The organism is Streptomyces sp. NPDC044571 (assembly GCF_040647115.1).
In the GTDB taxonomy this organism is placed as follows: domain Bacteria; phylum Actinomycetota; class Actinomycetes; order Streptomycetales; family Streptomycetaceae; genus Streptomyces.
The window spans coordinates 1-23724 of sequence record NZ_JBEZBN010000028.1 but is presented as its reverse complement, the minus strand read 5'-3'; the positions used below and the strand labels follow the sequence as shown (position 1 = coordinate 23724).

Sequence of the window (23724 nt, the reverse complement as noted above, 5' to 3'; positions counted from 1 at the left end):
CTTAGCGCATTAACCTGACCACTGAAAGTGATTGACTGTAGCGTGTCATTTCTAGCGTGACTCTCTATCAGGTCGGTCTGAAGCAGTCGCGCTCGGCGTCACAGGCGCAGTCTGTGACTAATCGATTACCCTCAGTCGTCCCGTGCCGGGCTAGCAGGAGGAGAACGTCGTGGCGTTTACGCCGGGTAGGACGTATCGGATCCGCAACAAAGCGAGCAACGGTCTGGTCGTGACCCCCAAGGGTTGGAGTTCGGGTGAGACCCAGCTTCAGATTTACACGCTGACGGGCGTGGGCGATGGAAACCGCGCCAAGCAGGTCTGGCACGTGATGCCGCTGGACAACGATGACGTCATGCTCGTCAGCAAGCGGACCGGTCTGTGCATCAACGTCCACCAGAACAGCACGGCTCCGTCCATGGGAGTGCAGCAGTACGACATCCAGTCCCCCGAGGTCGCCTCCTCTCAGAAGTGGATGCTCAGGCCCGCGACAAGCGGCTACTACACCGTTGTCAACAAGAAGAGCGGCCTGGAACTGACCCCCCAAAGCTGGGGCATCTCGCCGTCGACCAACCTCCAGCAGTACACCCCCGGCGGGCCGGAGACGCGGGAACGGCAGTACTGGGCACTGGAGGTGGAAGACGAGTATCCACAGATCACTGGCCTCAGGCCGATTGACAGGGACCCCAACGACATCGGTGACGTCATCCGGCTCACGAGCTTCACGGAGCCTCCGCGGGACACCACACCGGATGTGCTAATCGGCCAGCTGGCCGTGCCCTTCTTCACGATCGGGGACTCCTCGCCCCAGTGGCAGGTTGACAACAGCCCGTACTACATCGTCAAGCGGTACGGCTACTGGGAAAAGGTGTACTTCTACGATCACGCCGGCACCAGCAAGGTCACGAAGACCAAGAAGGTCACGGTCGGCCTCACGACGAGCACCGCCAAGACGGTGGAAGAGACGACCAGCATCTCGGTGACCGCCGAGGCGTCGTTCGCCTACAAGGGCTTCGCTGCTTCCCTGAGCACGACCTACAGCCGCGAGCTGAAGGTCACCACCTACACCGGCGAGGTGCACGAGCACAGCAAGACGGAGAAGGTCGAAAGGGAATACCAGGCCGACGGCGTCAGGGTAGCCGAGTGTCTCTGGTTCCGGGGCGACCGCTACACCGTGGAACGAATGGACGGCACCAAGATCTTGGAATGGAACACACTCAACCCGGCTGTCAGCGTCTTGGACGGCTACGGGCGCTGACGTCAAGGAACAGAAACGGCCTGCCGTCGCTCGACTTGCAGCGCCGTGACCTGCGCTGAGTCCGCAATGTCCGACAAGTTTCGTCAAACATCGAGTGCTGGACCTGCTGATGGAGTTCAGCCGGTGGCCCGTACGCCCTTCCAGCCGGGGCCGAGTCCGCGCCGGCGCGGCCGTTCGGAGCGCGGCGCGGGCACCTCGGCGGTGGCCGGGGCGAGTCGGCGGCGCAGTGCGGCGGTGGCGGCCGGGACCGCCACGAGGGCTCGCGCGGCTTCCGGGCCTTCAGCCTCGGCAGGAGGTTGAGGCCGAGCAGGGAGGCAAGTCCTTCATCGGGTCTCCCTGCCCGATCGGTCGGCGGCATCCGCCGGGTTGCGGGGGCGGGGTACGGCGGCAACCGGTCCCAGGTCGAGCCGGGCGTCCATATCCAGGCGGAAGGTGCCATACGGGTTGACGTTCGACCAGAACAGCGCGGTCAGGCCGCGCCGGTCCTCGTCCGAGAGCCTCGATGCCCACGCTGGTTCGGCCAGCACCTGCTGGACCAGCAGGGTGTTGACGTGCACGAGCGCGGACTGGAGCAGGTGCAGGGCGAGCATCGACGTTTCGGCGTGCTCCTTGTCCGGCCCGGTCAGGGCGCCGTCCTTGCCGTAGTGGAGCACGGTGTTCGCGCTGTTCCAGTTCTCCACGACCTGGAGCCCGCCATGGATCTCCCGGCGCAAGCCAGGACTGGCCAGGTAGTCGCAGGCGAAGACCGTACGGACCACGCGCCCCAGCTCTTCGAGCGCGGCGTAGGTGGGGTGCTTGGGGCCGCCGCGGGTGAAGCGCCGCAGCACCTGCTCCGCCTCCGCCGTCCCCAGCCGCAGGGCGGTCGCATACTTCACCATCTGGTCGTATTGCTGCTCGATCAGCTCCCAGCGGATCGGCCGCGTCAGCGACGCCCCGAGCGCCGGCCAGCCGGGCGGCGTGTCGTCCGGGCGGTACAGACGGATGCTGCCGATGTTCTTCAGCCTCGGCAGCAGGCGGAAGTTGAGCAGTTCGGTGAAGGCGAACCCGACGACGCTCGCGCCGTGGGTGTCGACGTAGTTCGACTCGATCTCGGCGTCGGTGCAGTGCCGCAGCAGGCCCTCGATCATCGCTGCGACCTCGGACGACGAGCAGCTCTTGAGCTGGGAGTAGATGCAGACGTTCTTCCGCTCGACGTGCCAGTAGATCATCACGCCGTTGCCGCCGTAGCGGGCGTGGTACTCGGTCATGAAGTTCGAGGACCAGGACCCGAACTTCTTCGAGTCCGACGCGCACGCGGTGCCGTGGCCCCACCATGCGGTGTCGCGGGCGGCGAAGGTGGCGTTCACCAGCCTGCGGACCGCGGCCCGCAGGTTGTCGACGGTGATGAAATGCCGGCGCACGTGCCGCAGCGCGGCCTCGCTCTCGCCGTGCTCGCCGGTCGCCACGATCGCCCGGATGCCCATGTTCGTGCCCAGCGCGAAGAGGGCCAGCAGCAGGCGGCGCTGGAGGACGTCACGCTCGATGCGCTCGTAGGCGGCCACTGAGGCGAACTCCTCGGTGAAGCCGGTGAGGAAGTCGGCGTTCTTCAGCACGTCCAGGAGGTCCAGCACGCCCCAGCGGTGTGAGACCTCCTCTTTGAGGGCCGCCAGGCCGGTGGGCTCGGCCAGCGGCTCCAGCTTCGGCACGGTGATCCACGGCTCGCCCTTGCGGGTAGTGACCTTCACCCCGCCCGCCGAGCCGTCCGCGAGCGAGCCGGACAGCTGGTCCAGGCCCGCGGTCATGCGCTTCTTCAGGTCCGCGATGAACGCCCTCGGGTTCAGCGGCTGCCGGATCGCGGCGTAGTGCACAGCGCGGGTGGCCTCGAAGTCACCGGGCAGGTCGTCCTCCGGGTTCCGCCAGCGGGCCGCGCCCTCGACATAGATCTCACGGCGCCGTACGGCGTCCCGCAGCGCGACCAGGACGCACAACTCGTACGGGATGCGCTCGACTTTGCCCTTGTCGTCGACGACCGCCTCACGCCAGTCCTTGCGCACCACGCCATCCATCGGCACCACATCCGTGGCGTCGTAGAAACGGGTCTTGCCGTCGACATCGGCGTACTTCTTCAGCAGCCTCATCGCGTCCATCACCGGCCGATAGGCAGTGTTGTTGCACCTGAAGCCCAGCGTGTTCAGCAGCGGCGGCAGCATCTGCCGGTAGTACGAACTGTAGGAGGAACGCAGGGTAGTGCGAACCTTGGCCTTGAAGACCTTCTCGTTCGCCTTCGCCTCGGCCACCAGCTCGTGCAGCGTCTTCTCTCCGACCACCGGGAACAGGGCCCGGCGTACGACCTCGTCGGGCTTGTCGACGGCGGCCGTCGCCAGCTTGAAGAGGATCCCCTCCTTACCGCGGACCTTCTTCAACTCGGCGGTGAGCTGCTTCTCCACCCGCCGCTCGGCACGAGCATTGATCTTGTGGAGCAGAGCGACCAGCAGATCGACCAGGGCATCGGTGATGTCCGCCTGACGGGACGAGCACAGCGCCGCGAGCAGGGTGATCCGTACGTCCTCCGCCGTGTCACGGAAATCCGAGGGGTACATCTTGATCGCCCGTACCCGCCAGGCGGCCACCAGCTTCTTCGAGCAGTCCGCGAACAGCCCGTCGGGCAGCCCGAGTTCCCGCACCGACGTCAGCTTGATGATCTCCGTCAACAGGGCGTCGAGACCGACAGCCCCGGGGTCGCGCTTGAGCGCGGCCAGCAAGGCGGTACCTGCCTCGTTGTCCTCGGCCACCAGGGACAGCAGCCGAGCCGTGCCCGCCTCGCCCAGGCGGCCGATCGTGCGGGTGCAGAACGTCTTCTCCCACTTGCCCCGCGCCGCGACGAGTACCTTCTCGACCCGGGTACGGCCCGGCGGCTCGATCTTCCGGGCCCGGCACTCGACCAGCAGGGCCTCGCGCTGCCGGTCCTCCACCATCTCGACCGGACAGACCTCCACGGCCAGCCACTCGGCCAGCGCCTTCTCATCCGCGACCGTCGACGGCCGAAAGCCCATGGCCTCACGGATCTGCTTGCGGTGGTACTCGGCAGTCCGGCCGACCAGCAGGTACTTCGCGAAGTCGGTGGCCGGAACCTTCACCAGATCGGCGACGTACTCCACCGCGGCCGACGGGACCTCTTCCAGCACATCGGGGAACCGGCCCTCCAGCTCGAAGAACTTCAGCAAGAGGCTGAAGCCGAGCCGGGTCGTCCCGCTCTTGTTCGCCACCAGGTCCCAGTCGCCGTCTACCAGCGTCCAGTTCGCCAACAGCTCCTCTGGCGACCACTCTTGCCGCCCGCCCGCCCCTTTGGCCTCGATCACTCGATCACTCGATCACTCGATCAGACCAACGACGACGCCCAAGACGGGGAAACGGGACTCGTTCGGCTACCCGAGACCTACTTTGCGGCTGGTGTCTGAGCTAGGACACCGGGGCCCGGTACGCCTGCTGGATGGTGCCGCGCTTGCCGTGGCACACGTCGCGGGCCAGCTTGTGCTGGGACTCCTGCACGGTGAGCTGGCGGTTCATCTGGCGGCGGTAGGTGTCGTCGACCGGGTCGACGACGGCGAGCAGGTGCAGAGTCTTGGCGAGGCGTCCGTACTCGGCGTCCGCCTGACGCCTCCCCCAGGCGGACGCGGAACCGGATCGGCGGCTTGCCTGACATGCGGTTACCGGTCAAGGCGTTCGGAATGCGCTCCGGCCCCCGTAGGGGGCAGGGCCATCACCCCTGGGCTCCCGCGCCTTGTGGGGATGACCCCAGGCCCATGACTGCAGTCGAGGGTGAGTGGACCTGCTCACCGCGCCCGTGTCTTATTGCAAATAAGAGCAAGAAGCAGTATTCCTCTCGAACTCCTCTACCTACCTCTGCCAGGCGTAGTTCCGGGAGCCTCGCGGGGGCGCGATGTCCGGTTCGATACTGCACGATGCGTATCGGTTCGACACGAGCCGACACGATAGGCCAGCTGTGAAGCGGGCCGGGAGCTCCGCCGGCTTCTTGCTCTTATTCTGGGAGGGCGACGCTTCGAACCAAGGAGGATCCGATGACTGAGAAGACGAGCCGGAGCGCCCGAGACCGCTCCGCCCGCGCAGCCATCGCCGCCTTCCTCTCCGCCGTCCCCGGGGAAGCCACCCGCAGCCTGCGCCGCACCTACCTGCAGGAGTACGCCGCCCACCTCGCCACCCTCAAAGACTGCCCCGAAACCGACCTCACCCAGGCCGACCTCCTCGACCCGGCCCACGCCACCGCCTGGCTGGACGCCGCCGCCCGCGGGGAAACCCGTCGACGCACCGGCCTGCGCGGCCCGCGCACCCCCGCCTCCGCCAACTCCATGGCTGCCCGAACCACCACCCTCAACACCTTCTCCGCCCACCACGGCCACCCCCTCGCCCTCACCGTCCCCAAGCCCGAATTCGCCCCCCGCCTCACCCCCGAGGAAGCCCACCGCACGCTCCGCCTGCTCACCGCGCACCAGCCCGACGGCATCCTCACCTCCACCTGGGAACGCACCGTCGCCCTCATCGCCCTCGCCGTCACCACCGGCCACGGCCTCGCCCACCTCCAGCCCATGACCCTCGACGACCTCCAGCTCGGCCGCCCCCTCCCCCGCGCCCGCGTCAGCCGCACCTGGCACCCCCTCGACACCGTCACCCGGCGCGCCCTCACTCGCTGGATGGAAACCCACCACGCCCTCACCGCCGGCCACCGCAAGACCCTCCAAGGCGGCGACGTCCACCAGCTCTGGGTCACCACCGCCCCCGGCCGCCCCCGACACGGCCGCGACGCGCCCCCCGCCGGCCTCCCGGCCGCCCGCCGCACCCTCGAAGCCGCCCACCGCCGCCTCACCACCCTCGCCCTCGGCACCCCCCTCCTCCTGGAGCAGTTCTGCCCAGCCGAACCCGGCTTTGGGGAACATTGAGTACAACCGTTGGCACTGGAAGGATCTCCGGGCGAGGTTCAATGAAAGATGGTCGATCACGGGCGGAGCCTGTGGCTACGGTCCGCGTCAGCCGGGCCCACCGCAGCCCCCGCCGCCGAGCTGCCCGAAGTGGTTTCCGCGGTGTGATACTGGTGGACTCGCCTATTCAACTGTCGCGTGTTGGCCCGTCCGGCTCTGGAACTGCTACTGACCGTGACGTCTGGCAGGGGCGGGGCTAATGTCAGAGGGATCCGATTGGATGAGCCCGTGACTGTCTATGACGTGGCTCGCCAGCTTCCCACCATCGCCGACCTGCGGGACCTGTGCCGCTCGCTTGCGATGCTCGACGCGATCCTGAGCCCGGACTGGGAAAGCCGGTACTACTCCTTCAACGCGAGGTGGGCTGCCGGTGAGGAGATGGCCTCGATGCGCAACGGGTCAGGAGACGAGTACTCCATAGTGTTCTCGGCGGCCGGGGTCTATGTCCGCGGCTTCAGCCACGAATCGCCGATGAGCCCATATGGCAACGACGGCGAGCCTTGGCCGGGAGTGGTCGACGAGGTCCCGGATGCTTTTCGGCCCTTCGTGGAGGAGCCTGCGTTCATCGACGAGGACGGTGTGCCCGTTGTAACAGCCTGCCTGTGGCGGGGGAAGACCGACGATCAGTGGCGCCACGGGACGATCGGCTTCCCCGTGGGTCGTGCCGATCCTGATGGGACGACGGGACTGTTCAAGCTCCTGGTCGACCGTTCTCCGGAAGCGTTCCAGCACTTCGCCGAGGACTACTACGAGGTCCCCGTGGACCTAAGAGCGGTGAGCAATGTGTATGCCTTGCGACCGCTGGACCAAGACCTCGTATCGTCGCTGAACGCAGAAGTCACCCTGGCGGACCTGGCCCAGGACATCTCCGAAATCGGTTATCCGCGGCCGGACCGAGAGACGGTCTGACGGCTGCACCTCTCGGTGGGTTGGCCTGTTCAACTGTCATAGGCCTGTCGGGGGGACCAGCCGGAGGGTGACCGTAGGTGATCACCGGCGGCATACCGGGTCCAGTTGCTACCGGCCTGTGCGGCGAGCTTGGCGGTGGTGACCCGGTGGTAGCCGAGGGCCTCGGCAATGACGGGTGCGGGCATCTCCAGAACGTGTTGTCGGATCGCGGCTGTGCGGCCGGCGGTGGTGGGAATGCCGATTTCGTTGATGAGTGCGGCAAGGACGTCGGGGTGTATCGGTTGTCCGGCCCGGCGACCGGGGAACAGCCATCGGGAGGCGTGGTTGGTCGCGGTGTTCATGTTGTCGCGGCAGTCGAGCCACCGAAGCAACAGCGGCGAGCCGGGCAGAAACGTGATCGACTGGGATCTGATCGCCACCCACTTCAAGGACCTGATGCGGGTCACGGTCTCGGTCCGCGAGGGCACGATCTCCTCGACGCTGCTGCTCAAGCGGCTGCGCTCCGGCTCGCACAAGAACGCCACCTACACCGCGTTCCGCGAGGTCGGGCGGGTGATCCGCACCGTCCAGCTGCTGCGGTATCTCTCGGACGCGCCGCTGCGCGGCCGGGTGACGGCCGCGACCAACAAGGTGGAGGCGTTCAACGGCTTCAGCGACTGGGTGCGGTTCGGGCAGCGCGGCACGGTGGCGCACAACGACCCGGTCGAGCAGGAGAAGGACGTGAAGTTCACCTCGCTGCTGGCCAACGTGGTGATCTTCCACAACACCCTGGACATCGCCGACGTGGTGCGGCAGCTCCAGGCCGAGTGCTGGGTCATCGACCCACTGGACCTGGCCGAGATCTCGCCGTACCTGACCGAGCACATCAACCGGTTCGGCGTGTACTCCACTCACGAGATCGGGATCACCCCGGAGGACTACGACACCCGCCTCGACGTCGACTTCAGCACGCTGGAGGACGAACAGCCGCTTGAACCACCTGGCCGTCCGGAACACGTGCCAGGCGCCCGGGCGGGGAGAGTGACAGCCCCCGCCCGCGCGGGGGCGCCGGCACTACTGATCCCAGTTTTCGTCACCGACGGCGTTGTCGGCGAACCTGCGGATGGACTCGTCGACTTCGAACTGGTGGTCCCGGTCGAGCTTCTGGTAGTTCGCCTCGAACTCGTCCTCGGGCATCGTTTCGATGCTGGTGCACAGGATCATGACGAGCTCTTCCTGCTCGTCGAAGCTCAGTGGTTTCGTGGTCATGTGTCCTCCTCAGTGGGTGCCGGCCTGCTCAAGGAGCGTACGGGCTCGCACCGCTGGTGGCAGGGCAGATCAGTCCCGGTCCTCCTGGAGCTTCAGCATTTCGAAGAAGCCCCCGGCCTGGTCGATCAGCTCGTCGTAGGTGCCGGTTTCGGCGACACGTCCCAGCGGCTGACCTTTTGAGGCCGCGGCCGCCAGGCCGGTATGCTGCCGGGCAGGCGGCCACGACCGCCGACCGCTGAAGGGGTCCTCCGCCACGCAGGAGTCCTCGTTGGTAGGCCAAGCCGTCCTTCGACGCATCGTGCAACTGAACCTGCCTGCCTTCAGAGCGGCGTCTGCGTGGGGTACGCCGCTGTATGGAGTCAGACATGCCTACGAGCCGGCCCCGGAAGTCGCGGAAGCGCACGCGGGAGATCCGTGAGCAGAGCCGCGCCACCAGTACGCGGTACACCGAGGCGATGCGGGCGAACGACCGGGCCCGAGCTGGCGGCCAGCAGTCGCCGCCGCGCCTCACCCCCACCTGCACCTTGCTGTTGCCCCTCGTCCAGGACGCCCTGCCCGGCCTGTACGAACTAGACGGGCTGCTCCGGAGGCTCCGAATGGACATGGTCCTGGACCATGAGGGGGTACTGATGGGCTACCGGGACAGCGGAGGGGTGCCGATCCCGGGCGCGCCGATCGAGGACGTCGAAGAGGCGTACTACCGGGTGCGCGACGCGCTGCCCGAGGGGACGGAGGAGTTCGCGGACGGGATGGTGGATGAGATCCTCCCGCCCACGCCCAACGTCCTGCTGCTGATCGGCCCCGAAAGTGGGAACGTGGTGCACCTGACCACCATTGAGGTAGCGGAAGCGGACCTCGCGCTGCTCGCCGAGTTCGCCGACGCACTCGACCGCGCGGCCAGCCCGCGTCCCGGCCCGGAGTTCGAAGCGCTCACGGAGGCGCTGGGCGAAATCGGCCGAGTGCCCTACTACTCATGGATGCCGGAGGGGAACGAGGCCACCGTCGCCCGCTGGGTGCGGCAGGCGCTGTCAACGGTCCTGCACTCGCCCTTCGAGGGCCCGGGTGGCGCTGCCGACCGCGAGACGCTGTCCAACGTGCTGCGATACGCCAAGGGCTGGGAGAGCGTCGAGGTGGACCAGGACGAGGAGCAGGCAGCCGAGCGCGCGTTGGTGAGCATGATGCGCGCGGCGGGGTGGACCTGACGGGTCGCCCGGGCCGGGGCAGCCGTGAGGTCTTCCCGCAGAAGACTGCTCAGCACTGCTGAGCTGCGTCTCCGCCGGGGGCCGCCCGCTCGGCGTGATCCTGGAGTTGGGCCGGGCCCTGCCAGTCATCCCCGTCGGCGGGCGGCGGGGTCCTGCTGCGCGACGTGCCGGGCGACTGCGTCGACGCCGGGGCGGGCGTAGCGCTCCAGGGAGCGGACGGAGGCGTGGCGGGAGCGGGCCAGCAGCATCGGGGTGGAGGTGCCGCCCTCCGCGTCGTGGGTAAGCGCGGAGTGCCGCAGCCGGTGCAGGGTCCAGCCGTCGAGGTCCTCGATGTCCTCTGGTGAGGCGAGCGGGTTGGCCAGCAGCCTCGTGGCGTACTCGAAGATCTCCTCGGCCCGCCGATAGGAGAGCCGGGCCCGTCCGGTCTCCGGGCACACGTCCAGCGACGGCGTTCCGGCCGGGGCCTTGCGGCCGGTGAGAAACAGCGGCCCGCGGGTGCGTCCAGCGATGAGCCGGGGCAGCAGCTGGGCGGTGCCGGACTGCCAGTGAATCCACTCCGTCGCCCCGCCCTTGGCGGTGATCTTGCCGCGCTTGTCCTGCGGGTACAGGTCTTCCACGTTCAGGCACAGCACCTCATCGGCCCGTGCGGCGGACTCGTAGAGCATCTTCCACAGCGTCTTCTCCCGCAGGCTGACGTCCAGGCGCCACAGGGCGGCGATCTGGTTCTCGGCCAGGGCCTTGGTGCGGTCCGGCGGTGCCGGCCGCCGCTCGATCCCGATCGTCGGATCGACGGCGATCCAGCCTTGGCGCTGCCACCAGCCGATCGCCTTGCGCGCGATGGACAGTTCCCGGTTGACGGTGTCGGCGTCCATCTCGTCCGCCCGGGCCGCCGCCAGTTCCGCCAGCACCTCCGGCAGCGCCGGGTCGTCGATCGCGGCGACGGGGAAGACGGGCGGCTTCGCGCCCCGGCGGGCCCGTCCGGTCGGCGCCGGTTCGCCGGCGAACATCCATCCCCATGTCGTCAGTGAGATCCGGTAGATCCGCGCGGAGGACTTCGCGATGCCCGCGCCGGTGAGGTACCGCTCGACCGCCGCGGTGTACGACGCGGGCGGGGCGGACAGGGGCACGCCCCGGGCCCGCGGCAGCCGGAGCGCGCCTCCGCTCCCGAGTTCGGTCACTGGTTCGATCGCCATGCTCGCCCCACCTCTCCATCACTGCCGCAGTAAATGCGTACACCTCGCCCCGGCAGCCGGAATGCCCCGCCGCAGGTCGCGATGATCACCGTAGACGCTCCGCCGCAGTAAATCCGGCATTTACTGCGGTAGTTCGTCCGGTCTCCGCTGGGCGGCTGCGGTGAGCTGGGCGGCCAGATTCTTGAGCGCCTGCCGTAGTTCGTCGGGATGGTGGATGGTGAAGGGCCATTCCAGGGAGGCGAGCATGTGGGCCATGCCGTCCAGCCGTTCTGCCCGTGCGTGCATCAGGGCGCCGGTGGGCTGGGCGGTGAGGGTCACCGCTGAGCGGGGCAGCCGGCGGGCGATCTCATCGAGGGGGCCATGGATCGTCACCTCGACCTGCCAGCGGTAGGGCCCCTGAGCGAGGGTCGAGGTCAGGTGGGCGACGGGGTCGAAGCCGTCGGGTGCGGTGAAGCTGTCGGCTCGGGAGGTGACGGAGGTGATGCGGTCGATGCGGAAGGTACGCAGGCTGTCGCGGAGGTGGTCGTGGCCGACGACGTACCAGCGGCCGGTGTGGAAGACCACGCCGTATGGGTCGATGTCGCGTTCGGTGTGTTCCTGGCGCCAGGACTGGTGGCTGATACCGACGGTCGTGTGGGCGCGGGAGGCCTGGGCCAGTGCCAGCAGGACGCCGGTTCCGGGTGCCTGCCCGATCACGGCGTTGGCGGTGAAGGACAGGGTTTCCCGCATGGCGGCGAGCGGTTCGCGCAGGGCGTGCGGAAGCACCCGCTCGATCTTGGCCAGAGCGCCGGCACTGGCCGGCGCGGCAGTGCCCATGCCCAGACGTTCTGCCGCGAGCAGGCCAAGAACGACGGCGAGGGCCTCGTCGTTGGTGAGGACCAGAGGTGGCATGCGGTAGCCGCGGGCCAGTCGGTAGCCGCCGTAGCGGCCGCGTTCGGCCTCCACGGGGATGCCCAAGTCGCGTAGGTGGGCCGTGTAGCGGCGCACGGTGCGGACGTCGGTGTCCAGGCGGTCTGCCAGCTCCGCCCCGGTGAGCCGGGCGTTCGACTGGAGGAGTTCCAGCAGGGTCAGCACGCGTACGAGGGGATGCGACATGGATCACTCGGCATTTCAGGGCGGATTCTGTCCTGTATCGACTTTACGCTCCCCGCAGCACCTACTTCTGGGAGATCACATGGCCACCTTCGTACTCGTTCCCGGCGCCTGGCTCGGGGCGTGGGCCTGGGAAGACACCGCCCGAGCTCTGCGGGAGCGCGGTCACACGGCGCTGCCGCTGACACTGACGGGTCTGGCCGAGCACGCAGACCAGGGCGGACCCGCGACGGACCTGGATGCGCACATCGCGGACATCACTGGCTTCGTCGAGCGGAACGATCTGCGCGACGTCACGCTGGTCGCCCACAGCTATGCGGCTGCTCCGGTGACCGGGGCAGCCGGACGTCTCGGTGACCGGCTGGAGCGGGTGGTCTATGTGGACAGCGCCCCGTTTGCCGCGGGCATGTGCATGCTCGACCTCATGCCACCGCAGGCAGCGGACCAGCTGCGCCAGCAGGTCGACGCGTCTGGCGACGGGTGGCGGCTGCCGATGCCGCCGTTTGAGGTCCTGGGCTTGTCCAGCAGCCTCGACGGACTCGATGAGGGCCAGCTGGACGCTCTGCGCTCGCGTGCCACCCCTCAGCCGTTCGGTACCTTCACCCAGAGTCTCGCCGGCCCGGCCGAGCCCGGTCCCGGTGTGGACCGTGTCCTGGTGGCGTGCCATGACTTCACGGGGCTGCTGGATGCCGGGGTGCCGATGCTGGCCTACCTGAACCAGCCGCCGTGGCGGCGCTTCGACCTGCCCACCGGGCACTGGCCGATGCTGTCCGCGCCCGCCGAACTCGCCGACATCCTCGACAAGGCCGTCTCCTGACCGCGCTGGCTGAGAGGCACAGCCCGATGCTTGACCACGAGAGCGTCCGCCGGCTGCGGGCCTGTGCTCAGGCCCTGGCCGGCGGAGCACGCGAGGCCTCTGCCGAGGCGGTCGTCCGACGGGTCTTCGCCATCCAGTCCCGCCGGACGGGCAGGCGCCGTTCCACCTGAAGCGGGCCGTGCACGGCGAGAACGCGCGGCGGGGCTCGTACAGGCCGGGCGGTGGAGGCCACCGGTCAACATCACCACCAACGACACTGAGCCGAATGGGTGACGGGGGATGGACGCTCAGGACTTCAAGATCATCCCGTTGCCCCTTTGGCGCGTATCTCGGTCACACCCCCTTCACAAGGCCCTCGATCTTTACATGTCTCGCCGCTGAGCTGAGGGGCGCTTGCGTGTTGATCGTGAAACGGATCAAGTCTCGGTATAGGACGCCGCCGCGGGCATGCTCCTGGAGCAGCCGGAGAGCGGCGGCCTCGAACTCGTGGTAGCGGGCGGCGAACAGGGCGGGGCGGGCGAAGCTGGTGGTGCGCAGGTAGCCGAGGACGTCCTCGGGCGTCCAGGCGCGGACGATGGGGAAGCTGTGCTTGGTCACCTTGCTGAACGTCGAGTTGGCGAGGTCGTCCTCGTAGGAGCGGCCCGGCCCGGTGTACGTGCCGCAGGTGCCCGCGCGCCGGTCTTCTCCAAGGTAGGTCTGGATCAGCTCCCGCAGGGCGGCCGTCCAGTCGGCCTGGTGGGTCCAGAGGCTTCCGTCGCCCATGATCGCCACGACGGCGTGCGGCGCGGACACCCGGTCTGCCATGGACAAGACATCGTCCAGCTGGGAGACCCGCCGTCCCCGCTGCCGGAGCCCGTCGCCGACCTGATGCGGGCCTACATACAGTCCCGCCAGCACCTGCCCTACGCGAGCAGCAGGAGCTCACAGTGGCTCTTCCCCGGCCGTCAACCCGGACAGCCGATGAACCCGGTCAGCCTGCAGGTCCATCTGCGCGAGATCGGCGTCCCTCCGCAGCGCGGCAGGACCTCCGCGATCCGTCAGCTCGTCCTCCAAGCCCCGGCCCCCGTCATCGCGAAAGCACTCGGCTATCACGACAAGACCGCCACCCGCCTGGTCACCGAGGCCGGCGGAACCTGGAGCCGATACGCCCCCGGTGACCACACAAGGTGAGTTTGTCGGTCCACTCCAGCTGGCATGCCTCGTCACTCGGGAAAGGTGAAGCCCAGTTCGCGCAGGCGGGGCAGGCAGGCTTCGAGGCACTGCTCCACCGACGCAGCATCGGTACGCACGAGGATGTCGTCACGCAACGGGGCGCCACTGGCCACGAACGTCCAGGGCTTCCGCCTCTCTGCCATCCGCTCAGCATCAGCCTTGAACAGCACAGTTATGCCCTGTTCGGCCAGCGCCTCCATGATCGCGACAATGTCCACCGGGGACCCCTCCAGAAGTGGCTCCACACACCACGGTGAACCTATCCGCCCGAGGACGGACCACGGACACTGGCCTCGCCACCCAAAGTGACCACGAGGGCTGTCCAAACTGGAATACGCGACACCTCAACATGCGGGCCTACCAGTCCCGAGGCCGGTGTAGCAGAGCGTCAGGACCTCTTCGAGGGTGCGCGAGGAGGACCAGCTCGGCGCGCTCGGCCTGGTCCTCAGTGCCATCGTGCTCTGGACCACCCGCTACATCGACGCCGCCGTCGCCCAGCTGGAAGCCGAGGGCCACGAGATGCGGGACGAGGACATCGCCCGGCTCTCCCCGCTCAAGCACCGCAACCTGAACCTGCTTGGCCGCTACAGCTTCACCACCTCGACCCCGGCCGCCGGCGCCCTGCGCCCACTGCGCGACCCGGATGTCCCAGAGCGGGACGAAGACGACGACGGCGGGCAGGAGTGAGTACCAGCAGCCGATCGGATCAGTCCGTGACGGGCAGGCACTCGGCGAGCAGAGCGACGACGTCACGCCAGGCTCGCTGTGCGTGCCGGGGGTGGTAGCCGACGCCGGGACGCACGGTGTGGTCGACCGATGGATGGTGGAAGGCGTGCAGGGCTCCCCCGTAAACCACGAGGCGCCAGTCGACGCCCGCGGCCTGCATCTCGGCGGTGAACGCGTCCCGTTGTGCGGGCGCCATGATCGGGTCTTCCGACCCGACCCCGGCCCATACCGGGCAGCGGATGCGCGCCGCCTCGCCCGGTCGGCCCGTGATCAGCCCGTTGACTGTCGCGATCGCGCGCAGGTTGACGCCGTCGCGCCCGAGTTCAAGCGCGATGGCGCCCCCGGTGCCGTAGCCGACGGCGGCTATCCGGTCGTGGTCGGTTCGCGGTTCGGTGCGCAACACGTCGAGCGCCGCGTGGCCGATGCCTCGCATCCGGTCGGGGCTGGCGAGCAGCGGCATGCAGCGGGCCAGCATCTCCTCGGGGTCCCCCAAATAGCGCCCACCGTGAAGGTCGAAGGCCAGCGCTACATATCCCAGCTCGGCGAGAGCATCGGCCCTGCGGCGCTCGACGTCGCTGAGCCCCGTGCCCTCTGGTCCGAGCAGCACTGCGGGCCGGCGGTCGACACCGGCCGGGAGCGCGAGGTGCCCGACCATCGTCAAACCGTCGGCCGGATACTCGACCGTACGCGTCGTAATCGTCGTCATGAGACTGGACTGTAGTGATCGTCGAGCCCGGTCCGGCCGGTGTTCTGCCGCTGGCAGAACACCGGTCTGTCCCGACGACAACACCCGGACGCGTCGCACTCCTGTCGGCAAACGATGGCGAGCTCAAACGGTGAACGCTACAGATCTCCGGTCTCGCCCGTTTCCACGAAACGGACGACGCAGCGGCGGACGTGCTCAAGAAACCGCGGCAGATTGTCGGCGACCTTGTCGAACTCCGCACCGTCCAGGGACGCGGTCCGAGACCGGTGGATCGCGCCGCCCCGGTCTGCGACATAGAGGATGCCCCCACCATTCGAAGCGATCACTAGCCCGTGAGGGTCGTCCGCTTCCGGGACAAAGACCGGCCCTTCCTCCGCGAGCTGGTGCAGGACATTGCACGCCGGGTGGACGAAGAAGCCGTTGCCCATATCCGGCAGCACGACCTCCCCGATCGACTCGTAGAACGTCAGCAGATCCTCGAATCCCTGAAGCTCCCGACCATCGTCATGGACAGCCCGAAGATCCTCTTTACGGGCCATCCGGACTTGATTCGTGCCCGGCTCATAGCCGTTCGTCTCCTCGAACGTCAAGACCATGGAGCTCACCGCATCCGTGATCTCGTCACGCCACCGTGACAGCCACGCAGCCGAGTACGAAAGCTGATCCATGGCCCGGATCATGCCACCGTCGCCTTCAACGCGGACCCAGAGACCCCGCATGAGCGGTAGACGCAGAGTGACAGAGCCCCGCATTCCATCCTGAATACGCGATACCCCGACATGCGGGCCTACCAGTCCCGAGGCCGTTGTACTGCGTCTCGCTCTGATGCATCAGTTCTCCAAGGATGCAGCCCCGGCCGGATCCCGACCGGGGCTGAGGGTGGCACTACTCGCCTTCGGCGGCGTCCTGCTCTTCGGACCAGGAGCGCATCTCGTTGACCTCGTTCTCGAACGCGGCCTTCGCTTCTTCGAGGGTGGCGTGCGTGTCGGACTGGCTGTACGCTCCCCGCCGTCATCCTGCTTCGGCCCCGCCGACGGGCCCGGAGATGGCCCCAGCCGGGACGGTGTGAGCAGCTCGTGGGTCCGGCATGGCCGAAGGGCTGAGTCCGGCCGGACCCACGTGACATGATCTTCGGCATGACAAAGGGGTGGGGGGCCGCCGCGGGCATGCTGGTGCTCGGCGCGGCGATGTTCGGCATGACGGGGTGCGGCGGGGGAGAAGCGGCGGCGAAGGCGCCGGCCGCGAGCCCCAGCGAGAAGCCGCCGTCGGTGTCAGCGGCGGGCAAGGCCTACGCGGACGACCTCAACAAGCTGGCGTGGGGCGGGTGCCCGGACGACTGTGACCCCGACCTCAACGAGATCGTTGCGAACGCTCGGATCCTGCGGAAGGCGATGAACGCCGACCCCGCGGGGGCCTCGTTCTGGTCTCCGGCGTACCGGCTGATCGACCGGATCGAGGAGGGGCGCGCCAAGGTCCAGGGCGACGCGCGATGGAACCGGGCACTGATCCTCGGCCCGGCCCACGAGCTGAACACCTGGTTGTCGCTGCACCCCACGCAGTAGCCTCAGCCCTTGCCCCTCGTTGGACAGGTGCTACTGCTGGAACCGCGGACTCAGCCGGCGAGCCATGAAGTGACCCTTGAACGCGATGACGCTCCCCGGCCGGAGCCAGCCCGCACAGCCCTGCGTCGTGGTGGACGTTCGCTACGAGGTTGATCAGCGAGAAAACGTCCCGCCGGGCTCAGTAGGCCCGGGGCGGTTCATCGCGTCCAGCGCCTGGTCGAGTTCGTACAAGGGGCTGCCGGTCGTACCCGGCATGGCCGCGAGCCCGGGCGCCATCGGCGCCCAGCTGCTGCACCGCGAGGAGAGCGAACGGCTGCGGAAGGCGGACCTGTACTACGTGACCGGCGACATGGTCGCGCTCACCCTCGCGTCGGCCGCCACCGCCCCGAAGGAACAGGTCAGTGCCGAGCGGCTGCCCTCCCCGTACGGGCTCATGGTCTTCGCCGAGCCGATTGGCGGATACACCGCCCTCCAGGAATCCGGCGGCGCGCCGGTCACCAACCCCATCGTGGCGGTCTCCTGGGGCGAGTGGACGCCGCGCGACATTGCTCTTGACCGAGGCCGCGTGCAGTGGATCGTCCATCCGGCCAGCGTCCAGCCCCTGGTGCTACCGGACGAGTACCGCGGCGTCTGGTTCACCTTCTACACGCCCAACGACGGCTCGGAGTACGCAGCGATGGACCCCGACGCCGTGGTCGCCGTCGCCCCGGACGGACACCCCACCACGGCCAGAGAGCTCGCCGCGATGCCGCAGGGCGCGCCCCTGGGCTGGGACAACGAGTCCGTGCTGGCCTACGGCAGCTCCTTCGCGCCGCCGAAGCCGGACACCTGTGACGAATGGGTGCAGGTCGTCTACACCGCCTTCCAGCTGATCACCCAGGGCGGATCGCGGCTGACCGACCGCGAGGACATCCCGCGGGCCCGGGCGGGCCGCAAACGCGACGCCCGTGACGGCATCGCCCAGACCGCAGACGTGCGGGTCATCAACGTGCACGCCACTCACCGCCCGGCTCGCACCGCAGCAGCCGAAGACGACGCAGCCGCGTCCTCCGGCCGGCGGGCCCCGTCGTACAGCCACCGCTGGCCGGTACGCCCGCACCGCCGGGACCACTGCATGAGCCCTCGCTCGCACGCGTCCGGGGACTGCACCCACGAGGAGCGGATCAACCAGGGCGGCGCCGTGTCCGGACGGGTCGTAGACACCTTGGAGGGGTGCGAACATCGGGGATGAACCGGACACGGTCCGGTGGGGGTCCGCGGTCTCTCAGAACTACTCATTTGTGAGAATGCCGAGCAGCCGAACATACGACCGGGCGGGCGCCCGACCGGAGCGCCTTGCCGGACGCCACGTCGCGGCGAAGGCCACGGACGCCCGACCTCCTGCTCCGTTTTGTGCGGTCGGAACCGACCTGTGTGCTCAGGCTGGCTGACGGAGTGCGCTGACCAGTGCGCGCGGGTCGTCTGCGTGGAAGCGGATGGTGTGGGCTTCTTCCGTTGCGCCGAGCGGGCGGGTGAAAGGGAGTGGCCGGTTCAGCTCCAGGGTTACCGAGGTCTGGCTGCCCACGATCAGGTCGAGGACCCCGTCCTCGGAGAGGGTGATCAGGCTGCCTTCGGGATAGCGCCGGTCGACCCGGACCGAGGCCACCGCGTCCGGTGGTACGGCGAGGTCGAAGAGGGCTCCGTAGCGGATCCGCAGAGAGCCGTCGGGGCGCACGACGTGCGGCCGGGTGACGCAGGCGGCGTGCAGGGCCAGCACGAGAACGACGCCATACAGGTCGAGTACCAGGATCACCCGGTGGACCACCGGCCAAGGGATGAGGAAGGTCAGGCCCACCGTCTCGATGACCATGACGAAGAGCAGCCCGTACATCATCGCGGTTTGGGGCCCGGTGTACGGGGCAGCGAGGTCCCCGGGGCGCACTCCGTGCGTGCCACGCCGGACCCACCGCCCCAGGGAGACTAGGGCGCGCAGCTCGTGGAGGACCAGGCGGCGGACCGTCACCGGCACCGCCTCCCGTGCGGCAGCTCGCAGCGCTGCCCGGCGGTCCGCGCCGCGGGCGCGCGCGGCGACGTACAGCGAGCGCAGCACCCAGGCTTCCAGCAGCAGCACTGCGAGCACCAGCGCCTCGGCGCCCGCCAGCGCCCACCCGGGCGGCCGGACCCCGGCCACCAGGCAGGCCGCCAGGGCCAGTTCCCCCGGCAGTACGGCGGCTACCGCGGCCCGCGCCGCCCGTACGCTCCTTGCCCGGCCGCTCATCCCCGGCCCCTTTCCACGAGAGCCTCCATGAGCCGGCCCACGACTTCCGCCTGCGCTGGGGTGTACTCGGCGAGCAGCGCCTCCTTGAACCCGGTCACGACCACCCCGTCCTCGGGGATCGCGGCGAACAGCTCCTCGGGGACGGCTGCCATCAGGTCAGCTGCCAGGGCTGCGATCCGCGGATCGTCGGTGGGGGCTTCGGCGAGCGCGTCGAGGCGCTCATACAGTTCGACAACCGCGGGATCGGCGACCAGCGTCCCGAGCAGCCCGAGCATCTCTTGGTTACCGGCGCTGGTGGCGTCCAGCAGCGTGAGGTACTCGCGGTCCTTGGCCGCGCTCGGCGAGTCTGTTCGGGGGGCCTGTGTCAGCACTGCGGCGAGGGCGGGTGAGACGGGCCCGGTCGCGCCGGGCGGCTCGGCGAGCAGGGCGCCGAGCCGGCAGCGGCGCTCCCTGATGCCGGCTTCCTGGCGGGCCAGGTCGGCGTCGAGTTCTTCCAATATCTCGGTCAGTTCGCGCCCGGCATCGTTGGCGAGGGCGTCGCGCACTTCATCGAGGCTGAGGCCGAGTTCGGTGAGCCTGCGCACCCTGGCGAGCAGGACGGCGTCGCGGACGCTGTAGGCCCGGTAGCCGTTGGGGCGCCGCTCCGGTTCCGGAAGCAGCCCGACATGGTGGTAGTGCCGGATCGCCCGGGTGGTGAGCCCCACGAGCGCGGCGATTTCTCCGATTCGCATGCCGCCAGTAGAAACCCTGCCGTTGCGTCAAGGTCAAGCGCTGAAAGTATCGTCGGGCGCAAAACGATTCGAGCGTGTCTACACCCCGCAGTGGTACGTCTTCGCCAGCGCACGTATCTGGCCAGGGTCCGCTCCCGCTACCCCTCGTCGTCCTCGTCGAGTTCCACTGTGTCCGGGTCGCGAAGCGGGCGTAGGGGGCGTAGGGGGGCATGACCCAGATACGCCAGAAACCCGCCACGGGATGATCTTGCAGACCGGAGGACTCGCTACAGGGTGTTGCTCGCGAGGGCGGCGACGCGGTTCTCGTACTCGCGGCGCGCCTTGCGCTGAGCTGGGATCGCTGGGGCGTCCGGGGTGCCGTCGAGGGACTGGCAGCGGATGAGGAGCTGGCGGTGGACCGTGGGGGTGGCGCTGACGCGCAGGGTGTAGCCCTGGCCGCGTCGTACGGCCACCCCTTGGTCGAGCGCGACGCGCTCGGCAGGTTCCGGGCTTGGTACTGGTGGGCTCTCGTATTCAACTGTCACCAGTTCCCCGCGGAACCCAACCGGCCGGTGACCGTGTGTGATCTCCAGCGGCGTATCGGCTCCACGTGTGCCCGGCCGGGCGGAGATTCACCCGCTTCACCCACCGCCGAGCGGATGACTGATCATCTGCCTTGTGCGGCGGGACGGTTCGCAGTTTCGTGACCAGGCTTGAGGCGGCGTCTTATCGGCGGAAGTGGGCGTGGTGTTCGTGCAGGAAGGCGTCGAGGGTGCGGGGCGGGCGGCCGAGGATGTCGTTGACGGTGGTGGTGGGGGTTTCGGGTCGGGTAATGGCGAGTTGCTGGATCTCCGTCACGTGGTCGGCGAGCCAGGTGGGCATGTGGGCGTTGTGGATGAGGTTGTCGCGCAGCTCGTCCGGGGTGAGGTTGACGTAGCGGATCTGATTGCCGGTCAGGGTGGTCAGCCGTGAGGCGAGGGCGGGGTAGGAGACGGCTTCGGGTCCGGTCAGGGTGTAGGTGCCGCCGGCGATGTCGGGCCTGGTGAGGGCGGCGACGGCGACGTCGCCGATGTCGCGGCAGTCGATGTAGTTGCAGGGCGCGTCGCCCGTCGTGCCGAGGATGATGCCCTGGGCGACGGTGGGGGCCAGGCGCAGGAGGTTCTGCATGAACGCGTAGGGGCGCAGGATGGTGTGGGTGAGGCCGCTGGCGCGCAGGTGCTCCTCGACGGCGTGGTGTCCGCGGGAGATGGCGACCGGGGAGTCGGGTTCGGAGGCGGGTGCGGAGACCTTGACGATGTGTCCGATGCCGGTGTGGGCGGCGATGTCGATGACACGGGTTTCGAGTTCGACCTGTGCGGGGCTGTTGGCCATGGCGAGGAAGAGCTGGCCGGCGCCCTTGAAGGCGGTGCGCAGGGAGTGGGGGTCGGTGGCGTCGGCGTACTGAACCTCGACGGGCGGTTGGTGTGCGCCGGTTATGCCGGGGATCGGCCTGTGCGGGGTGCGGGTCAGTGCGCGGACGGGGGTGCCGAGTGTGAGGAGGCTGTGGAGCAGGGCGTTCCCGGTTGCTCCGGTCGCTCCCATGACAACGATCATCGTGGGCTCATTCCTTGGTGACTTCCCGGCGGCGGGTGCTGCCGGGGTGGGCTCGGTCGGGCTTGGGCTCGTGGGGCGGGTGGGCCCGGTGCTGGGGTGGGCTATGTCGGGGATGCTGTGGTGGTGCTGCGCCAGCGCAGGGTGACGATGGTGGTGGCGAGGGCTGCGGAGACGGGCAGGTCGATGCGCAGGCGTTCCAGCCACGGGGTGGCGGGGATCGGGGTGTGGGCGGGTAGCCATTGGGCGGTGAACCATCCCAGCAGGGCTGCCGCGCCGGCGGCGGTGATGACGAGTGCGGCGGTCAGGGCGACGCGCGGCGTGGTGGTGGTCCACCGTCGGGGCTGCCCGCCGTGCCGCAGCCAGGTGCCGACCAGGAACGTCACCACGGCGGAGGTGCCGGCGATGGAGGTGCAGGCGGCCACGGCCAGGTTCTGCTGCCCGGTGATGACTCCGGCGGTACCGGCCATCAGCGCGGGGGCGGCGTAGGCGGTCAGTACCTCGCGCCACAGGGTGAACGGCCGGGATGGCCGGGAGGCTGCCCGGTTTCGGCTGGTTCTGTCCTTCGTTGCGGGCATGCTGGCCTCTTTCGGGTGAGGGAAGCAAACGGTTGCGGCGGGGGGCGTCAGGCCTACTCCGCCAATATAATTAGGCAGCTAACTGTTGCCTCGTAAAAAGGGCCCTACCTGGAGGGCGGGGCCAAACCAGCTGAGAGCCGGGTCAATCAGCGGCCAGGGCCGCACTGCCGCGCACGACGCGGGCGAGCAGATCCAGGAACACCGCACGCTCCTCGACGGAAAGCCCGCCCACCATCGCCTCTAGCCGCCCGAAATGCTCGGACGCCATGTCGCGTAGGCGCTGCGCCCCGCGCGCGGTCAGGACGGCCACCGTGCCCCGGCCGTCCTCCGTGGACGGGCGGCGGGCGATCAGGCCCTCGCGCTCAAGGCCGTCCAGCAGGCCGGTGACCGTGGCCCTGGAGACATCGAGGTCGGCTGCAAGGCGCGAGGGGGATTTCTCCCCGCCGTGGTCTTCGAGATCGGCGAGCAGGCGGTAGCGCCCCGTCGACAGGCCGAACCTGGCAAAGTGTGCCTCGGCCGCCCGGCCGACCCTCGCGCCCGCCGAGATCAGCCGCACCGCGACCAGCACCGCCTGCGGATCGACCTCCAGGCCGTAGTGCTCGACCTGCCGCCTGGCCTGGTCCAGCGTGGGCGCCTCGCCATCGATACCGTCCCTCGTCATGCAAATAATATGGCGGCTAATCACTTGGGCTGTCAAGGCACCCCGATCTCCGGCCTTGGTACTGGTTACTGGTGAGCTCGCGTAATCAACTGTCGCCAGTTTCGCCGAGGAGCTGAGCCTGCTGGTGACCGTGTGTGGTCGCCGGGGGGTATCGGCTCCCGGTCCTTCCGGCCTCGGAAGCGAGGCGGGTCGTGGCGACGTGGAGAGTGGATGAAATGGTGCGGGTCGCCGGCGCTCGGTGGGCGATCGAGGAATGTTTCCAGGCAGCGAAGAACGAGTGCGGCCTGGACGAGTACGAAGTCCGCCGCTACATCGGCTGGTACCGACACCTCACCCTGGCCATGCTCGCCCACACGTTGGGTCTGCGTCGTAGGTGACGGGCCGGCCGCCTCGGGTGCCCTTCTTCTTCCGGTTGGCGGCTTGGTCCTTCTTACCGCGCCCGCCTCGGCCGCGGCGTCCTCCCACTGGCGCACCAGCCAGGTGAGCCCTAACTCTGCGAGACCACTGCCGATCCACCGCAGCGTGCTCTGCCCGGCGAGCCGCTGCTCGACCTGGGCATCCTCAGCGCGGTCACACCCGCAGTCCTCGGCGAGGCGATAGTCGACCTGCGCGCGGGCGTAGATGGGCGTCGCATACCCCACGTCTCCACCCCCGACCCGGCATCCGTACAGCTCGATGTCCTTGATCGCAGATCGACGATACCTGGGTGCTCACGCATCCTGCATCCCCGCGGCTGAAGGATGCGTTCTCCTGGACAAGAGGTCGCTGACCCGGTCATGGCCTCGACCTGGTGCGGGGCGCGGACGTCGAGGCGTGTAGTGACGGTGTACGCGTTGCAGGTGCGAGCGGGCCGCCGTCTCAGGGGTTGTCATCTGCCACGTAGAGGTCAGTGGAGTCTGCCACTGGATGTCAATGGTTCTGCCATGAGGTGTGTCAGTCTGAACTACCACATCGGACAAGTCCGGTACGAGCTGGGCGACGTCGCCGGGTCGATCGATTCCATGGAGCTGGCGGATCGGTTGAGGGAGCCCGT

General features: G+C 68.6%; 24 protein-coding genes and 3 pseudogenes. 11 read left to right on the top strand and 16 right to left on the bottom strand.

Annotation, left to right across the window (positions count from 1 at the left end; all coding sequences use genetic code 11):
• Nucleotides 1-169 precede the first annotated feature (169 nt).
• On the top strand, nucleotides 170-1255 hold the full coding sequence (locus tag AB0B01_RS17090; RefSeq protein WP_361718958.1) for an RICIN domain-containing protein: 1086 nt from the start codon (nucleotides 170-172) through the stop codon (nucleotides 1253-1255).
• A gap of 116 nt (nucleotides 1256-1371) precedes the next feature.
• Here the strand turns inward: AB0B01_RS17090 and AB0B01_RS17085 are convergent, their stop codons facing one another.
• The 3 genes and pseudogenes from AB0B01_RS17085 to AB0B01_RS17075 all read right to left on the bottom strand — a co-directional run.
• Nucleotides 1372-1509, bottom strand: coding sequence for a hypothetical protein (locus tag AB0B01_RS17085; RefSeq protein WP_361718955.1), 138 nt, complete (start codon nucleotides 1507-1509; stop codon nucleotides 1372-1374).
• Nucleotides 1510-1578: 69 nt separating this feature from the next.
• On the bottom strand, nucleotides 1579-4593 hold the full coding sequence (locus AB0B01_RS17080) for a Tn3 family transposase (RefSeq protein ID WP_361718952.1): 3015 nt from the start codon (nucleotides 4591-4593) through the stop codon (nucleotides 1579-1581).
• A 115-nt stretch (nucleotides 4594-4708) separates the two neighbouring features.
• Nucleotides 4709-4879: pseudogene (locus AB0B01_RS17075) on the bottom strand (Tn3 family transposase); the annotation flags it as partial.
• Between the two features lie 434 nt (nucleotides 4880-5313).
• Between AB0B01_RS17075 and AB0B01_RS17070 the strand changes: the two are divergent.
• Both AB0B01_RS17070 and AB0B01_RS17065 read left to right on the top strand, forming a co-directional pair.
• The gene (locus AB0B01_RS17070; RefSeq protein ID WP_361718949.1) at nucleotides 5314-6189 is read left to right on the top strand and encodes a hypothetical protein; all 876 of its coding nucleotides are present in this window, start codon (nucleotides 5314-5316) and stop codon (nucleotides 6187-6189) included.
• Between the two features lie 267 nt (nucleotides 6190-6456).
• Nucleotides 6457-7137, top strand: coding sequence for a hypothetical protein (locus AB0B01_RS17065; protein WP_361718946.1), 681 nt, complete (start codon nucleotides 6457-6459; stop codon nucleotides 7135-7137).
• A gap of 29 nt (nucleotides 7138-7166) precedes the next feature.
• On the opposite strand, the gene AB0B01_RS17060 is transcribed toward AB0B01_RS17065, so the two are convergent.
• Nucleotides 7167-7556: a hypothetical protein gene (locus AB0B01_RS17060; protein WP_361718944.1), complete on the bottom strand. Its 390-nt coding sequence runs from the start codon at nucleotides 7554-7556 to the stop codon at nucleotides 7167-7169.
• On the opposite strand from AB0B01_RS17060, the gene AB0B01_RS17055 reads away from it, so the two are divergent.
• Together AB0B01_RS17055 and AB0B01_RS17050 are read left to right on the top strand one after the other, a co-directional pair.
• Nucleotides 7531-8565 (top strand): Tn3 family transposase, encoded by a 1035-nt coding sequence (locus AB0B01_RS17055; protein WP_361718941.1) that lies wholly within the window; start codon nucleotides 7531-7533, stop codon nucleotides 8563-8565. The genes AB0B01_RS17060 and AB0B01_RS17055 overlap by 26 nt on opposite strands.
• 185 nt (nucleotides 8566-8750) lie before the next feature.
• A complete protein-coding gene (locus tag AB0B01_RS17050; RefSeq protein WP_361718938.1) occupies nucleotides 8751-9587 on the top strand; it encodes a hypothetical protein in 837 nt (278 codons plus the stop codon).
• Between the two features lie 125 nt (nucleotides 9588-9712).
• Here the strand turns inward: AB0B01_RS17050 and AB0B01_RS17045 are convergent, their stop codons facing one another.
• Both AB0B01_RS17045 and AB0B01_RS17040 read right to left on the bottom strand, forming a co-directional pair.
• Nucleotides 9713-10780, bottom strand: a complete 1068-nt coding sequence (locus tag AB0B01_RS17045; protein WP_361718935.1) for a tyrosine-type recombinase/integrase — start codon at nucleotides 10778-10780, stop codon at nucleotides 9713-9715.
• A 120-nt stretch (nucleotides 10781-10900) separates the two neighbouring features.
• A complete protein-coding gene (locus tag AB0B01_RS17040) occupies nucleotides 10901-11875 on the bottom strand; it encodes a transcriptional regulator (RefSeq protein ID WP_361718932.1) in 975 nt (324 codons plus the stop codon).
• Nucleotides 11876-11954: 79 nt separating this feature from the next.
• Between AB0B01_RS17040 and AB0B01_RS17035 the strand changes: the two genes are divergently transcribed.
• Nucleotides 11955-12689 (top strand): alpha/beta fold hydrolase, encoded by a 735-nt coding sequence (locus AB0B01_RS17035; RefSeq protein WP_361718929.1) that lies wholly within the window; start codon nucleotides 11955-11957, stop codon nucleotides 12687-12689.
• Between the two features lie 333 nt (nucleotides 12690-13022).
• Here the strand turns inward: AB0B01_RS17035 and AB0B01_RS17030 are convergent, their stop codons facing one another.
• Nucleotides 13023-13493 carry a hypothetical protein gene (locus AB0B01_RS17030; protein WP_361718927.1) on the bottom strand — a complete coding sequence of 157 codons (471 nt, stop codon included), beginning with the start codon at nucleotides 13491-13493 and terminating at the stop codon, nucleotides 13023-13025.
• Nucleotides 13494-13556: 63 nt separating this feature from the next.
• On the opposite strand from AB0B01_RS17030, the gene AB0B01_RS17025 reads away from it, so the two are divergent.
• Complete coding sequence (locus AB0B01_RS17025; RefSeq protein WP_361718924.1) at nucleotides 13557-13859, top strand: hypothetical protein; 303 nt, start codon at nucleotides 13557-13559, stop codon at nucleotides 13857-13859.
• Nucleotides 13860-13891: 32 nt separating this feature from the next.
• Here AB0B01_RS17025 and AB0B01_RS17020 read toward each other — a convergent pair whose 3' ends face one another.
• Entirely contained in the window at nucleotides 13892-14119 is a 228-nt protein-coding gene (locus tag AB0B01_RS17020; protein ID WP_052877024.1) for a hypothetical protein, read from the bottom strand.
• 181 nt (nucleotides 14120-14300) lie between these two features.
• Between AB0B01_RS17020 and AB0B01_RS17015 the strand changes: the two are divergent.
• A pseudogene (locus AB0B01_RS17015) lies at nucleotides 14301-14588 on the top strand (Tn3 family transposase); the annotation flags it as partial.
• A 19-nt stretch (nucleotides 14589-14607) separates the two neighbouring features.
• On the opposite strand, the gene AB0B01_RS17010 reads toward AB0B01_RS17015, so the two are convergent.
• Nucleotides 14608-15333: a dienelactone hydrolase family protein gene (locus tag AB0B01_RS17010; protein WP_361718920.1), complete on the bottom strand. Its 726-nt coding sequence runs from the start codon at nucleotides 15331-15333 to the stop codon at nucleotides 14608-14610.
• Nucleotides 15334-15470: 137 nt separating this feature from the next.
• On the bottom strand, nucleotides 15471-16001 hold the full coding sequence (locus AB0B01_RS17005; protein ID WP_361718917.1) for a hypothetical protein: 531 nt from the start codon (nucleotides 15999-16001) through the stop codon (nucleotides 15471-15473).
• 468 nt (nucleotides 16002-16469) lie between these two features.
• Here AB0B01_RS17005 and AB0B01_RS17000 point away from each other — a divergent pair, with 468 nt between their 5' ends.
• Entirely contained in the window at nucleotides 16470-16895 is a 426-nt protein-coding gene (locus tag AB0B01_RS17000) for a hypothetical protein (RefSeq protein ID WP_361718914.1), read from the top strand.
• 253 nt (nucleotides 16896-17148) lie between these two features.
• Entirely contained in the window at nucleotides 17149-18126 is a 978-nt protein-coding gene (locus tag AB0B01_RS16995; protein WP_361718912.1) for a hypothetical protein, read from the top strand.
• Nucleotides 18127-18312: 186 nt separating this feature from the next.
• Here the strand turns inward: AB0B01_RS16995 and AB0B01_RS16990 are convergent, their stop codons facing one another.
• From AB0B01_RS16990 to AB0B01_RS16965, 6 genes are all read right to left on the bottom strand, one after another.
• A complete protein-coding gene (locus AB0B01_RS16990; RefSeq protein WP_361718909.1) occupies nucleotides 18313-19152 on the bottom strand; it encodes a hypothetical protein in 840 nt (279 codons plus the stop codon).
• Nucleotides 19149-19883: a MerR family transcriptional regulator gene (locus tag AB0B01_RS16985; RefSeq protein ID WP_361718906.1), complete on the bottom strand. Its 735-nt coding sequence runs from the start codon at nucleotides 19881-19883 to the stop codon at nucleotides 19149-19151. The genes AB0B01_RS16990 and AB0B01_RS16985 overlap by 4 nt, the downstream gene beginning before the upstream one ends.
• A gap of 266 nt (nucleotides 19884-20149) precedes the next feature.
• A complete protein-coding gene (locus tag AB0B01_RS16980; protein ID WP_361718903.1) occupies nucleotides 20150-20335 on the bottom strand; it encodes a hypothetical protein in 186 nt (61 codons plus the stop codon).
• A gap of 253 nt (nucleotides 20336-20588) precedes the next feature.
• Nucleotides 20589-21455, bottom strand: a complete 867-nt coding sequence (locus tag AB0B01_RS16975; RefSeq protein WP_361718900.1) for an NmrA family NAD(P)-binding protein — start codon at nucleotides 21453-21455, stop codon at nucleotides 20589-20591.
• A 101-nt stretch (nucleotides 21456-21556) separates the two neighbouring features.
• On the bottom strand, nucleotides 21557-22030 hold the full coding sequence (locus AB0B01_RS16970; RefSeq protein WP_361718897.1) for a hypothetical protein: 474 nt from the start codon (nucleotides 22028-22030) through the stop codon (nucleotides 21557-21559).
• A gap of 142 nt (nucleotides 22031-22172) precedes the next feature.
• The gene (locus tag AB0B01_RS16965) at nucleotides 22173-22691 is read right to left on the bottom strand and encodes a MarR family transcriptional regulator (RefSeq protein ID WP_361718894.1); all 519 of its coding nucleotides are present in this window, start codon (nucleotides 22689-22691) and stop codon (nucleotides 22173-22175) included.
• A gap of 212 nt (nucleotides 22692-22903) precedes the next feature.
• On the opposite strand from AB0B01_RS16965, the pseudogene AB0B01_RS16960 reads away from it, so the two are divergent.
• Nucleotides 22904-23068: pseudogene (locus tag AB0B01_RS16960) on the top strand (IS701 family transposase); the annotation flags it as partial.
• Nucleotides 23069-23724 lie beyond the last annotated feature (656 nt).

Coding starts and splice junctions, on each gene's coding strand:
- AB0B01_RS17070 (WP_361718949.1), top strand. CDS start 5,314: ATGACTGAGAAGACGAGCCGGAGCGCCCGAGACCGCTCCGCCCGCGCA.
- AB0B01_RS17050 (WP_361718938.1), top strand. CDS start 8,751: ATGCCTACGAGCCGGCCCCGGAAGTCGCGGAAGCGCACGCGGGAGATC.
- AB0B01_RS17045 (WP_361718935.1), bottom strand. CDS start 10,780: ATGGCGATCGAACCAGTGACCGAACTCGGGAGCGGAGGCGCGCTCCGG.
- AB0B01_RS17040 (WP_361718932.1), bottom strand. CDS start 11,875: ATGTCGCATCCCCTCGTACGCGTGCTGACCCTGCTGGAACTCCTCCAG.
- AB0B01_RS17035 (WP_361718929.1), top strand. CDS start 11,955: ATGGCCACCTTCGTACTCGTTCCCGGCGCCTGGCTCGGGGCGTGGGCC.
- AB0B01_RS17030 (WP_361718927.1), bottom strand. CDS start 13,493: ATGGCAGACCGGGTGTCCGCGCCGCACGCCGTCGTGGCGATCATGGGC.
- AB0B01_RS17025 (WP_361718924.1), top strand. CDS start 13,557: ATGCGGGCCTACATACAGTCCCGCCAGCACCTGCCCTACGCGAGCAGC.
- AB0B01_RS17010 (WP_361718920.1), bottom strand. CDS start 15,333: ATGACGACGATTACGACGCGTACGGTCGAGTATCCGGCCGACGGTTTG.
- AB0B01_RS17005 (WP_361718917.1), bottom strand. CDS start 16,001: ATGGATCAGCTTTCGTACTCGGCTGCGTGGCTGTCACGGTGGCGTGAC.
- AB0B01_RS17000 (WP_361718914.1), top strand. CDS start 16,470: ATGACAAAGGGGTGGGGGGCCGCCGCGGGCATGCTGGTGCTCGGCGCG.
- AB0B01_RS16995 (WP_361718912.1), top strand. CDS start 17,149: ATGGCCGCGAGCCCGGGCGCCATCGGCGCCCAGCTGCTGCACCGCGAG.
- AB0B01_RS16990 (WP_361718909.1), bottom strand. CDS start 19,152: ATGAGCGGCCGGGCAAGGAGCGTACGGGCGGCGCGGGCCGCGGTAGCC.
- AB0B01_RS16985 (WP_361718906.1), bottom strand. CDS start 19,883: ATGCGAATCGGAGAAATCGCCGCGCTCGTGGGGCTCACCACCCGGGCG.
- AB0B01_RS16975 (WP_361718900.1), bottom strand. CDS start 21,455: ATGATCGTTGTCATGGGAGCGACCGGAGCAACCGGGAACGCCCTGCTC.
- AB0B01_RS16970 (WP_361718897.1), bottom strand. CDS start 22,030: ATGCCCGCAACGAAGGACAGAACCAGCCGAAACCGGGCAGCCTCCCGG.
- AB0B01_RS16965 (WP_361718894.1), bottom strand. CDS start 22,691: ATGACGAGGGACGGTATCGATGGCGAGGCGCCCACGCTGGACCAGGCC.